The sequence below is a fragment of the Paenibacillus sp. P4_A7 genome, from assembly GCF_056402455.1.
Genome location: NZ_JBFUHJ010000016.1, coordinates 21,471 through 35,081 on the forward strand (window position 1 = coordinate 21,471; position 13,611 = coordinate 35,081).

Sequence of the window (13,611 nt, forward strand, 5' to 3'; positions counted from 1 at the left end):
GATTGGATCCGGTAAAGAAGCAGTCTAATTCGTTTAAAGCGTCAGCCCACCGTCGATCAGTACGATGGAGCCCGTCATGTAGCTGGAGCGATCTGAAGCAAGGAATGTGACCAATTCCGCAAGCTCGTCTGGCTTAGCATAGCGTCCCATACGCATATTGCCGATTTCCTCTGGCACGTATCCTCCCGACATGAAAGCCTGTTCTACGCTCTTCGTCAGAGCTGTGTCCACGCCACCTGGACAAATCCCGTTGATACGGATGCCTTTCTTCACATACTCGATCGCCGCGCCCTTCGTCAGACCGACAACCGCATGCTTACTTGCAGAATAAGCGGTTGCGCTGTGCTCACTTTTTACCCCCGCTGTCGAAGCTGTATTAATGATCGTTCCGCTTTCTTGCTGCTCCATCACTTTTAAAACATATTTCATACCGAGGAAGACGCCTCGGACATTGACATTCATAATCCGGTCGAACTCGTTCTCGTCAATGTCCGCAAGCTTCGAGAACTTCTGTACAACGCCTGCATTGTTAAAGAAAACATCGATACGTCCGTAAGTATCAATGGCCGTTTTCACATAACGCTGAACATCCTCACTTTTTGACACATCTGCCTGTACGAATATGGCTTCGCCACCCTGTTCCTGTATCATTCGAGCTGTTTCTTGTCCGGTTTCCTCATTAAAATCGACAACTACGATCTTAGCGCCATAACCTGCCATTTTAAAGCTGCTCGCACGGCCAATGCCGCTTCCTGCTCCAGTAACAATAGCTATTTTATTTTCTAACATTATCGTTCATCCCCTTTGAGTGTTATAGCAGAGGATCTCTGCACTCCTATTGTAATGCGCTTTCATTATTGAAAATTGTATTTATCAATGATTTGTAGTACTTTTTTATTATCTTCTTTTTAATCCTAATCGCACCCTATGGAGGTTCGCATGAATAAGCTCCCCGAACTGGTTGTTTTTGGCCAGCTTCTCTATGATGTTATTGGACTCCCTGTATTTATCATACATCCCGGTCGGGCAATTGAAGCGGAATACGTCGATCCTTCGCTTCACTCTAACCCTTACTTTGCATCCATTCGCGAACAGGTGGTCGGCTACGCATATGCGCTGTATGATGCAGAGCAGCCGATTCATTTTACCCGTTCTAGGCTGCAGTATTTTTTTGTGAATGCTCTTGATGAAAACCAGCTTGCTGGTACGCTCGTCGTTGGTCCGTATATCCATGAAAAGCCACAAGGAGGAGAATGGAACGAGACAGTGAATTCTCTACCAATGGGTAACCGGAGGCAGTTTCTCCAATTGTACGAAGAGATAGCACTACTCCCCTCAGAGCGCATCCCCGCTTTAAGCCGGTTGATTTACTATGCGATTCACAGACAACTTGTCGATTCGTCGACCAACCCTCATGTGAACAGCATGACGTTGCCGGAACCGATTATGGGGAAGAAAGAGCCGGATGCCGAGCTATCGCGAAGACGTCGCAGCGGTATGTTACACGCCAACCTGTCGCATGAGCGCGTCATGCTGCATTACGTGCGCAAAGGAGAGCGGGAACGAATAAGAACATTTGTCACGGAATCCATCATTGCCGAGGACGAGTTTGGCGTGCTGGCCAAGCGGAGTAGGATTCGCAGCGAGAAGAACCTGATGATTACGGGAATCGCTCTGATCTGCCGAGCTGCAATTGAAGGAGGAATGCACGAGGAGGATGCGTTTACGCTGAGTGATTTCTACATTCAGCAGTTGGAGGAGAAGGATTCGCTGCAAGCGATCGGCGCCATCATGACCGAAGTACTGTTCGACTTCGTCGATCGGGTTTCGGAGGTTCTACGTGGTCACTACTCACCTGCAATACAGGATAGTATTCACGAGATCGCCAACCATTTATACGGCGACATTACTCTTGAACGGCTTGCTGAGTGCACGAATCTCAGTCCGAACTATCTATCGAGTCTGTTCAAGAAGGAGGTTGGGCTGACAATTTCCGAGTATGTCCAACGCGAACGGATTGAGGAAGCGAAGAGGCTACTCACGTTGACCGATTATCCGATTGCTGATATTGCAGCATGGCTGAACTTTAACGATCAGAGCTATTTTAACAAGGTATTTAAAAAATGGAATGGTATGGCGCCGATGGTATATCGCAAGAGCGAACGGCGCCCGTCGCAAAAATATTCGAAATGAAGGAATTGATTGGTCCTATTCGATATATAGAGGAATACCGGCCTGCATGGAATTTTCAAGCTCGAACTTGACGATGTTATCCGGATTACTCTTCATGTAACCTTCGGTCTTGTTCGACAAAATACTGACGTGATATTCTCCTTTAGGAATCTTTTTGCCGGAACTGTCCTTTTGATCCCATATGATTGTTGTTCGCATCATCCCCTTTTTCCATAGGACTTCTCCCATAAACGGTTTGGTTGTGAGCGTGCGTATGAGTTTTCCGGAGCTGTCGCTTATTTCGACATTAAGACTGACAGGCTTGGTCGTCACGACGGAATCTTCATCGCTGAGGTTGATCAATGTGCCGGAAACAGGAGTAGGATCACCTAATTTATGATTGACGTTAGTGCCATAAATAGCGGGATTCAACGGGAAACCATAGAACCCTCCTGCGCCCCAGACGGCCACGACACCGCCTTGAACATAGAACCAATCCGTTTTATTCACTACATCAACCTTCATTGTATAACTCTCAGGTGTCTCCATATAAGGGAAGTGAGTCCTGAAGTTGATCGTATCACCTTGCTTTAACTGCGAAAGAGGTAGGTGACTTGGCTGGTAAGGCTCTATAGCGCTGCTCACGCCTAATGTTTTGCCTTTGTTGTCTAAAATGGAAATCACGACGTCCTTGTCTTTAGGTATAACTTTGTCGATTTTAATCGTGCCTTTAATCTCCGGCATATCATCATTCAGTGCAAACTTGACGTCCAGATTGCCCAGCCGAACACTCCCCTCCTTATCCTGAAGTGTCACATCCCGATCATCCTCGTAATAGATATCCACTTGTGCTCTGTCACTACCGACCGGAGCTGTATAGTAGACGGAGCCGCCGATCTCTTTCGCGAAGGAACGCAGCGGCACGAACAGCTGGCCTTTGTAATTCAGAATTTTGATATCATCGGAGTTAAGTGAGTGCTCATCACCCCCTATATGGAAATTGACGTATACAGGAGTTAACTTAGCCCTGACCTCCTCTGAAACGGCTGCTGCTGTGAAGGTAATAATCCCTATCCCGCAAAATAACCCGAGTAAAAATTTCTTGATAATGCCCACTCTCCTTTAATTGATCAAGCTCTGCTACAATATGTGTATATCGCCTAAAAATCGGAAAGTTGCGAACTATACTCACAATCCGTATCTAAGTATCAACAGGTATATTTCATCGTACTTTAGCGCAGAATGCTTCCAGCACGATCCTTGCCGGTATAGGTTCGCCCCCGGTAATCTTCAGAGCAATATAGCACAAAAGTAATGTCGTCAAATTCATTATCCAGCGTCAGCATCACTTTGGGCGACTTCTCTTGATTGACCTTCTGGGTGTCCTTCAAACTGCGGGGGCGTTTTCGAAGCATGAAAAAAGTAGGCCCTTAGAGAGCCTACTTAGTAATTTATATTATGACTGACATACCTTATCTTGTAACTACAGGTATGTAGCTTCGACCAATGTTATTACACATACAGCAAAAGCACCTATTAAATAGTTAAAGGCTCCTGAAGCTCCGCCTTTTTTACTAGCCCTTTCTCTTCCCAACAAGCAATACACTTTTTATCCGTATCGCATTCAAGTGCCTTTTCACAGGTGTAGCAGTATTGAATCATATACTTTGTAATAATGGCATATCTATTCGGATCTGTTATATCGATTACCTCCATGTATTAATTTATTATTGAAAAAACAAATCTATTTCACGTCTTGCATTATCGATAGAATCGGAACCATGAATAATATTTAGAGCTACTTCGAGACCATAGTCCCCGCGAATGCTGCCAGGTGGCGCCTCTGCAGGATTCGTCGGTCCGATTAAGGAGCGAACATTCTGTACTGCTGCCTTACCCTCAACGATTATTGCGAATACAGGGCCTGATGTAATATAATCTACAAGTTCATCAAAAAAGGGCTTGCTTTTAAGATGAGCATAATGTGTTTGTGCGATAACTGGCGTAATGGACTTAAGCTCTGCTCTTATGATTCTTAGTCCTTTCTTCTCGAATCGGCTTACGATTTCACCGATTAATCCACGTTCTACACCATCAGGTTTAATCATCACGAATGCTTTCTCACTCATAGTATTCCTCCTCCTGTTCATATATATCATTTTACAGAATAGCTGATGAAAAGGTTGTGAGAAAAATCACAAAGTAAGAGACACCAATAAAAGAAATAACAAAAAAGAGCTGCCGTATGGCAAGCTCCTGTACTATCGTCCCGTTAGCAATACGGTCGATTATTCTTTTAATTATTGAGTGACTTAGTCGCTTTTATATTCTAAAATATCTCCAGGCTGACATTCTAAAGCCTTACAAATCGCCTCTAAAGTGGATAATCGAATCGCTTTTGCCTTTCCATTCTTCAATATAGAAAGGTTAGCCATTGTTATTCCAACCCTCTCAGAGAGTTCTGTTACACTCATTTTTCTTTTAGCCAACATCACATCAATATTGATTATAATCGCCATGTTATCCACCTCAGACCGTCAAATCATTTTCTGATTTTATTTCAATAGCCTCTTTTAAAAGCTTTTGGAGAACAGCAGCAAAAACGGCAATCACCATGGAAGCAAAAATCAAGACCATTCCGATTACTATGATACCTGGGGCATCGTCTCTCTCCGCTATAAGATAGAAGAGTGGCATGCCTACCACAAACAAGCTACTGATTGTGATTGCACAATATTTTATATTCTTTAAAATTCGTACAGATAATTCCGAGAAAGCATTGTTATTGTCAATATAGCTTAACAGTTTAAAAGCTTGATACAGAGCAAAGTAAAAAGGAATCACCGTTGCATACAAATCGATAAAAACGAGATATTTCAGATAAGTATGATCTGGATACAATTCTACTGCATAATTAGCTACCTCTGGCACCACAAAGATACACAATGCAAGAACTGGGATTCCAATAAGAATAACAGCTACCTTTAAAAAGAGTGTTGTTCCTCGTTCCATAAAAACCCCTCACTTATTATTAGTCTCATGTTATTTTACCATAATTTTATCGTTTTACAATAAATATTTTCTTCTATTGAATACATTGTTATTGTTATGTAGGTATTTTTCGAAAACAAAAAAAAGCATTCCTATTCAATCTTAGGATTGTTCGCTGAGAAGGATACCATATGTGGAAACTCAACTGCTTGAAATTTAAAGTAAACTTGATCTGGGTCCCAATCTTCCCACCCCTTGACCTCTGAATGAATGACAACAGTTACACGGACTTCGGAAAAGTATTTTCCTCCATTGCGATGATACACTTACTTCATAAACAATGTCCTCTAGATTAATTAAGTGTTTCTTTTTACGCAGCCTTCTTTTCATATTACCACCTTTCTTACCAACATAAAGGAATTGCTAAATGCCGTCAGTGGTTTTGTTTGTTATTTTATGCGCAACTTCGTCAATACCAACTACTATACGGAATTTCCATTGTATCGCCCTATTTAATGGTTTATTATCCTGCACGTTCGTATAGCTGAACAGGCTGCCGAATTATTGGCAGCCTGTTGTTATTGTCCATAGTAACATTCAATCGTTATGTGAGATTGAGAGGGTCAAAAATCATCATACTCAAACTAAAAAAAAGAACAAAAGATACTAGACTGAAAATAACGAAGCGTGATTATCTTATCTGTATTTTTCTGAATATTGTTCGATTTTTAATATTAAAATAACTAAAAATAGAGCTATTAAAAACAGGGTGAGGGGGAGGATTATGACTATCACACCTTCTTCTCCTCTAATATCTGAGCCGTCATAATATCCGATAAAATAAACTATTAAATATAAACATGATGCACTTATTTTTATAATGTATGGAAGCATCTGCGCTAAAATTGAATTAATGATCCCACCTAATAGTAGATAAAGTGTTTTCATTTACACGCTCCAATCGAGATTAGAGAAGTTTTTCATATTGTTTTACTGATTTGATAGTGCTTCCTCTTTTGCTTTGAGCTTATCAAGTGTTGATTGAATCTTTTAACGAATGACCTATTTGATTTGGCTCTTATTGAGCGTCCATAAATTTCGGCAACCTTGCCACACTTTAAATCGTTTAAAGTATAATCATTTAGTCTTGGAKGTAATTAGTGTGAGAATTTCTTTTATCTTAGTTATGTTAATACTTTTTTTGGCGACAGGTTGTTCAACAAACAATGATATTACCTCAAATGAACAATGGAGTTATAAAGAAGGTTTTGTTGTTGCGAAAGAGAACGACAGAATCCTAGTAGTGCGTCGGGTTACTAATATCGAAACTCCACTTAGCGATATATTGGAGGAAGCTCAGCCTAATGCAATATGGCTCTCAGTGGACAAATCTGATTACGATTCTGTTTCGGTGGGCGATCAAGTAAGCATAAACATCGCTAACGGGGCGATCGATCAATCCTATCCAGCTCAAGCAGCCGCAGACGTAATCAAAAAATAAATGGTTATTACACCAAAGGAAAGGATAGTTTAATAAAGCGTCTTTTAGTAGGTGATTAATTAAACTATCGTTACCGTTAGATTAGGGAATTACAGATGAAAAATTAGATTTTTCGTTGTTAACTCTTCATTAAAAAAGACGTGACGGCATTATGCCGTTACGCCTTTTTTGTATGTGACCGGGTACATATCTCCCTGAACGAGATCGCCATCTTTACCGCCTGAAGCAATGAATTGTTTAATCGATAAGTATAGGTGTCGCTCATCGTACCGAAAGCGCGTTTCGCCGGTCATTAAGTGAAGCGCCGACGAGCGGCGTACCCGGTCCGAAATGTTAGGACCGCTTCCGTGTATTGTCAAGCTGTGATGGAAGCTGACTTGACCTGCTTTCATGACGATCGGCATAGTCCGAAACCCTTGTCCCTCAGGCACTTTCATTCCATTCTTTTGATTATCTAAATTTTGTTCGTAAAAGTCACTACCATTTAGAAGCCCCCAATGGTTGCTGCCCGGCACCATCATCATGCAGCCGTTCTCTTCGTCAACGTCATCGTAAGCCACCCATGCCGTAAGCAGCGTCTCTGGGTTCTGAAAGCACTTCCAATACGTATAGTCCTGATGCCAACCCACGTTTGAAGCATGTCCTCCGGATTGTTCAGGTTTATGCAGCAGCTGATCGGCCCAGAAACGGATTGTATCCGTCTCCGTCAAAGCAGCGGCAATCTCTCCGATCACCGGATCGTGGGCAAGTGCACGGATCGTTAAGTCAGCATAGCTCGCCATATCTGTTTTGCGAAGAGTTTTCGGGTGACCTTTTTCGTAGCTCCAGATGGCTTCGGGAGGCGTTCCCGTTTCGAATTCGTTCCGGTAAACTCTCTCCATTCTTTCACGCAGCCTGGACAGCCTTTCATCGTCGATAATTTTCGGAGACACCCAGTAGCCATTTTCTTTGAAAAATTTAACGTCATCTTGCGTCGGTATTCCATTTGCATTTGGCAATTCTGCTCATCCTCTCGTCGCGAGTTCACTCTCGCTTATAACATCATTATGACTTGATGCGGGACATTCTGTCTTTGTCTGAAAATATTCAATTTATCCGATTGTATGATATTATCTTAATAAAGGTTGGTGATTACTTTTAATCCTATGATCATTTGTCCATTTGTACGATTCGCGATCCGTGTCCCCCTGCTCGCGGGCGATCGGCATGGTCCTCGGATCTGTTATGTCCCCTCTCTGTATCTCATCGAGTCCGGCTATGGCAGCATCATCTACGAAGACCGCCCGAATATACGGTTGCAGCCAGGAACTTTGTTATTTATCCAGCCTGGTGTATCCCACACTTGGGAGGTAGATGTGGATAGTCCACTCACGTTTCGTTGTGTATTCTTCGAATGGTCCTATCGACTGAAGACGGGGCTACGGATTCCAAATGATTTATTGTGTCAACTTTCCAAGAAATCAGATGACCGTTTATTGGACGTGCAGTTCGACTATGGGATTCCATACTCGCTAGTCGTGGATTCGATCAGCGTATGGAAAGGATTGCTCGAGACGGTAACGTCTGAATTCGAGGCGGTATCTCCCGATTTATCGGTTCTCGATCACGAGGATTATCCAAATTCGTTAGCCATCACTGGCCATTTCCACCTGCTGCTTCACCAAGTCTACCGGTTGGCTAGGCGTCAATCCGATATCACAGATCCGCGTATTACCAAGCTGATAGCGTCGATGGAACGGCTGGCAGGCGGTGAATACGAAGACGTCGAAGGTTGGGCGGAGAAGCTTGGATTGAGCCGCAGCCACTTCCATGTGCTTTTCCGGACGCATACCGGCTTTACGCCCAAATGGTATTGGAATCGGTGTCGCATCAACAAAGCCAGGAACGACCTGCTAAGTACGAACGATACGGTAACGGTGATCGCCGAACGTTATGGTTTTTCCTCGGTTCACGCCTTTACCAAATTGTTTCAAAAGATGGAAGGCGTTGCTCCGACGGTCTTCCGTCGTCAATATCGATTGATCTAATGAATACTTTCCTGTTTTGACATTTAAGTAAGACGAGTACCAACTTTATTTAGTACCTGTTGTTGTATTCCATTATCCTGCCAGTTAGTTTAATAATCGAGTAGGAGGGGGCGCGCCTAGCCCCCGACCTCTCTCACCACCGTACGTACCGTTCGGTATACGGCGGTTCATGAAATATGCCGTAACGAGTTATATCTGTCCTTCAAGCTTTTCAACCCATTGGTTTCCCAATAGTGATTGCCTAGTGCTTTGCTCAGTATCGGACTTCCTGCTGTTCGCCAATACCCTTTTCTGGTATTTCCCCATTCAAATGCTTTACCCCTCGGTATGCTCAAGGATATAAGCCTGTTGACTTTGGTTTTCGGTTGCTTCCATTGTTTCCAAAGGCACATACGCAGCCTTCTTCGAATCCATTTATCCATTTCCTGAAAGAAGCTCGGCGTGTCAGCGAGCGAGAAGTAACCACACCATCCAATAAGGAATTGGTTCATGCTAAAACTAAACCCCAAAAACTTCCGTTTCCATGGGCGATCTACCGCACTTTTGGATTGGTTTACCTTTAGTTTCAACCTCATCTCGATGAATCGGGTAACCGATGCCTTGACTCGCTCGCCTGCTCTTTGGGTTTTCACATAGATGTTACAATCGTCCGCATAGCGGACGAAGCGGTGTCCACGCTTCTCTAATTCTTTGTCTAACTCATCTAGAACGATGTTGGATAATAGAGGACTTAGTGGACCACCTTGCAGCGCTTCTTCCATCGTCGGATTTACCAATCCATTCCCCATGACTCCTGATTGCAGATATTTACGGATAAGCAGGAGAACCTTCTTGTCCATCACTTTCTCCGAAATCTTCAACATAAGACGGTCATGGTTGACGCGGTCAAAGAATTTCTCATTTGCGTTATCCTGCCCGTAAGCTAAATAGGCTGCCATTGTTATCGGCAGCCCTGTTGTCTCACTCTTATTCATTCATTACTTATAATATGAGGTCGTTAGTGGTATAAAAATACCTGTATCATCTGTATGTTTATCGATTGAATAGAACACGGTAACTTCATCTAGACCTGCGATACTAACTTCAATCACTTTTAAACCATCATCAACCGTTACGGTATCTTGTTTTAATAACCTTGAGTTTTTATCTTTAATATTAATTTTGACATCAGTTCCAATAGCAGCCACTTGTAAATACAGGGTTTGGAACTTTTTCTTTGGTTCTAATGTGAAGTTAGAATCTGAAGTACCCATTTGTCTGAAAACTTCGATATAATCCTTGTTTTTGTATTGAGTTAATTTAGGATCTTTAATAGCTTGGTAAAAGATTTGATTCGCGTTAACAGGAGTGCCTTCAACTTTTTCACCAAATAAAACGCTATTAGATGAAGCATCATAATCAACAGCCACATTCAAGGAATTTGCGATGGCTCTGGCCGGCAAATATGTGGTTCCGTTAAAGGTAATAGGAGTAACTTCATTTCCATTTACATCTAACAATTGTGTTTGTTTCCCATTCACCTTTACTTTCAGGTCAAAGTTTAAATAAGCTTGGATTTTCTCCAAGTTGGCACCTGCATAAACTCCTGCGCTAGCACTGAGTAGAAGGGACGCTCCAATCAGAGTTACAATTGTTTTTTTCAAAATGATTCCAATCCTCCTTAGTTCTCAACAAAATGAAAGAACCTTCTAATAATACCATAATTTGCCTCCTGTTGAAACGCTAGATTTTAAAATCTTTATTTGGAAAAGTAGGTAGGATCATATTTACTCAAAAATGACTACAAAACTCCCCGTTAACGTAACAGACTGCCGACTGAGCCTAAATGAGTCAAATATCCCAATGAGTAGTCACCTTTTATATCTGATAAGTATTTATCAATGTATTTTTAATAGTTTAAAAACAAAAAGCCCGATTTCTCAAGCTTTTACATTGAATTATCCTGCCCGTTAGCATAATGACGTACCCTGGCTAAATAATTTACCCAACGGCGAGATATCATCTTCATAGCGATTCAGATTCTTGGTCTCATTCGACAATCGAACTATCTACTTGATAAATTCGGGAACAATCAATTTTTTAAGATCAGCGAATGGCAAGTAAATGATTCGATAACAAAAAAAGCCCAAAATTTCGCGGGCTTCATTCGGACAATGTTCTTAAGCACCGAAAGTTTTTAAGGAGACAGTCGGAGGGGCAACCCGAACACCCCTTCGGCTGTTTGCTTTGGTATTAAATGCTTGAGATTATTCCTTTTCGCCGGTTCCGTCCTTCACTTGGATCATCCGCGTGAAATGAAAGGTTTGGCCGTTGTAATGTAACGTGACGCTTACGGTCGCGACTCCTTTACGGACTGCGAGAACGGTTTTATGATCGCCGACTACGGCTTTTCCTTCCATCACGTTCTCTAACTGAACGGCATCTCCACTCACGGTCCACTCGTACGTGGCGTCCTTCCATGGGATCCGATATCCATTTTCAAAAGTGCTGTTCAATTGCAGTGTCGATTGTTTCCCTTGCTCCAGCTTCAACTTCTCGTCGTTCCATTGATGCGTTATCGAGCCGGATATATCGATGGAAACGGATCCTGCCGCTATATTGCCGACTTTCGCGATCAGAAGAGCCTTACCTGGCGATTTCGCAGTTACGGTTACGCCGTCCTCGGCAACGGACAATACGTTCTCATCCGTGCTTTCGAATCTCGCCTCCGGCACAATGACTAGCTGTCCTTGACCATCCTTCTGTGTCGCGTTGGTCACTTCCGGCTTCCATGTCGCCCCCCTCTGTATGGTCGGCAGCTTGGAAGGAAGCTGAATGATGTAATCCGGCACCGGCTCTAGCTCCGCGTACTTGAGAAGTTTGACGTTATCAAAATACAGCGTCGTGCCCGTCGGGAAGTCATTCATTTGCATGGACAGACGGATGATGTCCTTCACGTTCGCACCGGCGTCCTTGAGCTCCTGGATCGGAATGTTCAGCGTGTTCCATTTTTGCGGCTCCAGCTTGTAGGCTTTCTTCACGGACGTTGCCCAACTGTAGGCGTCGTACATGATTTCGAGGCGAATCGTCTGCTGTACGCCAGTCGGATTGTAAATCTCCATGCTTAGCGCGTCATAGGCGCTCCAGTCTGTATTGAGATAATTCACGTAAGCGCGATCCGAGCCCTGAAGCTTGTTGGAGCCGGAATCAATATACGCCCGAACGGGGCCCCAACCGGCCGGATAGTCTACCTTCAGGACTTGGCTTCCGGTGCTTCCGCCCGGAACGTTCGTGGTAAAGCTGCGCGTGACGACGCCATTGCCTCCGACGTTGAAATCTCCATTAAAGTCCGCCAGTACGGATTCATCCTGCACCGGGCCACCCGGCAGTTGCTGAAGCACGATATCCTGATGGATCGTTTGCCCGGGTACGATATTCACACTCATCGTCCGGGAAATGTACCCTACCTTACTGATCGTAAACGGCTGCCGGATCGCCGTTTGACCGGTTGCCGTGAACTTGCCGTCCGGTTGGGTTACGGCTTGATACCCGTCTCCACCAGTGACGGTTGCCCCGGCAAGGGGATTACCGTTTGCATCCCGCACGTACGACTCCAGGTTTCCGGTCGGCGCCGTATAGATTCCTTTCGCAAATCGGTAAAGATCCGTGTACAGCGCCCGTACTTCCGGGCTCGAGTGGTGGTACAAATCGTAAACGCCGTAGACATCCTGGTAATAGGCGAGCAAGGAATCGTTCATGTATTCGTATTTCACGCCGCCGATCAAATAATTGAGCTGCCTCTGGCGAAACTCGGGATCCGTAATCGCGCGCTGGTCGAATTCGAGTTCGACCCCCTGCCCGGCTTGCTTGGACTGTAGCGCCGTCTCTTCGATCCGCTGAATTGTGGTGTCATTCTGAAAATAGTGGTTCGGCTGCACGAGCGTAAAATCGAAGCCGAAACGGTTTCCGTTCATTTTCTCCCCGGCTCCTGACCACGGAATCCAGCCCAGTCGCATGCCTTGTGCGTTCAGGTATTCCGAGGCGTACCGCACGTTCTCCGCCTCTCCGGTAACCGTCGTGTCCAAATCCTCCTGGAGCCAGTAAAAGCCGGCCAATGTCAAGTAGCGGTAATTTCGCTCCTGGAAGCGAGTGGTCATGGTGTCGACGTACCATTTGACGAGCTCGTTACGCACGGACAGGCTTTCAAGGTTTTCCGATACTCCGTCTCTGTTGAAATCCCCGAAATCTTTGCTTTGGGGATCCGGAAAGGGYATCGTCAGGAATACGTTCACCTTCTTTTCCTTGTCACCCAAGTTTTGGCCGACTTCCGCGACCGCTTGGTCAAGCGCGTCCAGCTGGAGTTTTTTCTCGAACGGCCGGTCCATAGCCCATTGCCAGTCTTCGAGGCGGCCCGGCACCGAATTAGGCACCCAACTGTACCAGCGATGCAGACTGCCACCATTAGGCGACGTTGTGGTTAGCATGATGAACGAATCGTAGAAAGAGTCCAGCGCCTTTCCTTTTTCATCCAGATATCCGACGTAGGGCAGCAATTTTTCTTTCGTGTAATCGCCGACATGCTCTCCTTGATAATTGTCCGGATTGTAATAGCCCGTATAGAGCAGAACGATATTGGAAGAGTGGTTCGACTTTGGATCATCTTTGGGAATGTAGGAAGCGAAAACAGCAGGTATGGCTAAACAGAAGGTCATGACAACGATTAACGGCAAGGTCAACAAGCGTTTGAACGGATTTTTCACATCTTTCATCTCCTTGTCGATTGATAATGCGATTATCGGACCAGCGTTACAGCGTCCAAATAAAGCGTGTTCGGAAGCGTGAACTGCGCCGCCGGCTTTTAGCTTAGCTGCATTCGTCGAATATCCTTGAAGTTAAAATCCGACATGGTCAGCATATCGGCGATCGGTATCTCTTAAGTCG

At 44.3% G+C, this 13,611-nt stretch carries 13 protein-coding genes and 1 pseudogene; 3 read left to right on the top strand and 11 right to left on the bottom strand.

The genetic code is table 11. From position 1 onward, the window contains the following. Window positions 1-33: 33 nt before the first annotated feature. On the bottom strand, window positions 34-792 hold the full coding sequence (locus tag AC1DWN_RS04545; RefSeq protein ID WP_477557777.1) for an SDR family NAD(P)-dependent oxidoreductase: 759 nt from the start codon (window positions 790-792) through the stop codon (window positions 34-36). 147 nt (window positions 793-939) lie between these two features. Between AC1DWN_RS04545 and AC1DWN_RS04550 the strand changes: the two genes are divergently transcribed. Next, window positions 940-2,193: a helix-turn-helix domain-containing protein gene (locus AC1DWN_RS04550; RefSeq protein ID WP_477557754.1), complete on the top strand. Its 1,254-nt coding sequence runs from the start codon at window positions 940-942 to the stop codon at window positions 2,191-2,193. A gap of 15 nt (window positions 2,194-2,208) precedes the next feature. Here AC1DWN_RS04550 and AC1DWN_RS04555 read toward each other — a convergent pair whose 3' ends face one another. The 6 genes from AC1DWN_RS04555 to AC1DWN_RS04580 form a co-directional block, all read right to left on the bottom strand. Beyond that, window positions 2,209-3,288 (bottom strand): flagellar hook assembly protein FlgD, encoded by a 1,080-nt coding sequence (locus AC1DWN_RS04555; protein WP_477557755.1) that lies wholly within the window; start codon window positions 3,286-3,288, stop codon window positions 2,209-2,211. 116 nt (window positions 3,289-3,404) lie between these two features. Then, window positions 3,405-3,587: a hypothetical protein gene (locus AC1DWN_RS04560; protein ID WP_477557756.1), complete on the bottom strand. Its 183-nt coding sequence runs from the start codon at window positions 3,585-3,587 to the stop codon at window positions 3,405-3,407. Window positions 3,588-3,899: 312 nt separating this feature from the next. Next, on the bottom strand, window positions 3,900-4,301 hold the full coding sequence (gene ndk, locus AC1DWN_RS04565; RefSeq protein WP_477557757.1) for a nucleoside-diphosphate kinase: 402 nt from the start codon (window positions 4,299-4,301) through the stop codon (window positions 3,900-3,902). Between the two features lie 183 nt (window positions 4,302-4,484). Next, window positions 4,485-4,691, bottom strand: a complete 207-nt coding sequence (locus tag AC1DWN_RS04570) for a helix-turn-helix domain-containing protein (protein ID WP_204820728.1) — start codon at window positions 4,689-4,691, stop codon at window positions 4,485-4,487. 10 nt (window positions 4,692-4,701) lie between these two features. Next, window positions 4,702-5,184, bottom strand: coding sequence for a DUF2975 domain-containing protein (locus AC1DWN_RS04575; RefSeq protein ID WP_477557758.1), 483 nt, complete (start codon window positions 5,182-5,184; stop codon window positions 4,702-4,704). Between the two features lie 675 nt (window positions 5,185-5,859). Further along, a complete protein-coding gene (locus AC1DWN_RS04580; protein ID WP_477557759.1) occupies window positions 5,860-6,111 on the bottom strand; it encodes a hypothetical protein in 252 nt (83 codons plus the stop codon). A 214-nt stretch (window positions 6,112-6,325) separates the two neighbouring features. Between AC1DWN_RS04580 and AC1DWN_RS04585 the strand changes: the two genes are divergently transcribed. Further along, on the top strand, window positions 6,326-6,664 hold the full coding sequence (locus AC1DWN_RS04585; protein ID WP_477557760.1) for a DUF3221 domain-containing protein: 339 nt from the start codon (window positions 6,326-6,328) through the stop codon (window positions 6,662-6,664). A 149-nt stretch (window positions 6,665-6,813) separates the two neighbouring features. Here the strand turns inward: AC1DWN_RS04585 and AC1DWN_RS04590 are convergent, their stop codons facing one another. Then, the gene (locus AC1DWN_RS04590) at window positions 6,814-7,662 is read right to left on the bottom strand and encodes a phytanoyl-CoA dioxygenase family protein (RefSeq protein WP_477557761.1); all 849 of its coding nucleotides are present in this window, start codon (window positions 7,660-7,662) and stop codon (window positions 6,814-6,816) included. A 129-nt stretch (window positions 7,663-7,791) separates the two neighbouring features. Here AC1DWN_RS04590 and AC1DWN_RS04595 point away from each other — a divergent pair, with 129 nt between their 5' ends. Next, window positions 7,792-8,691 (top strand): helix-turn-helix transcriptional regulator, encoded by a 900-nt coding sequence (locus AC1DWN_RS04595; RefSeq protein WP_477557762.1) that lies wholly within the window; start codon window positions 7,792-7,794, stop codon window positions 8,689-8,691. Window positions 8,692-8,858: 167 nt separating this feature from the next. Here the strand turns inward: AC1DWN_RS04595 and AC1DWN_RS04600 are convergent. From AC1DWN_RS04600 to AC1DWN_RS04610, 3 genes and pseudogenes are all read right to left on the bottom strand, one after another. Continuing rightward, window positions 8,859-9,590: pseudogene (locus AC1DWN_RS04600) on the bottom strand (reverse transcriptase domain-containing protein); the annotation flags it as partial. 78 nt (window positions 9,591-9,668) lie between these two features. Then, complete coding sequence (locus AC1DWN_RS04605; protein WP_477557763.1) at window positions 9,669-10,334, bottom strand: stalk domain-containing protein; 666 nt, start codon at window positions 10,332-10,334, stop codon at window positions 9,669-9,671. Window positions 10,335-10,937: 603 nt separating this feature from the next. Next, window positions 10,938-13,430, bottom strand: coding sequence for a DUF4855 domain-containing protein (locus AC1DWN_RS04610; protein WP_477557764.1), 2,493 nt, complete (start codon window positions 13,428-13,430; stop codon window positions 10,938-10,940). Between the last annotated feature and the right edge of the window lie 181 nt (window positions 13,431-13,611).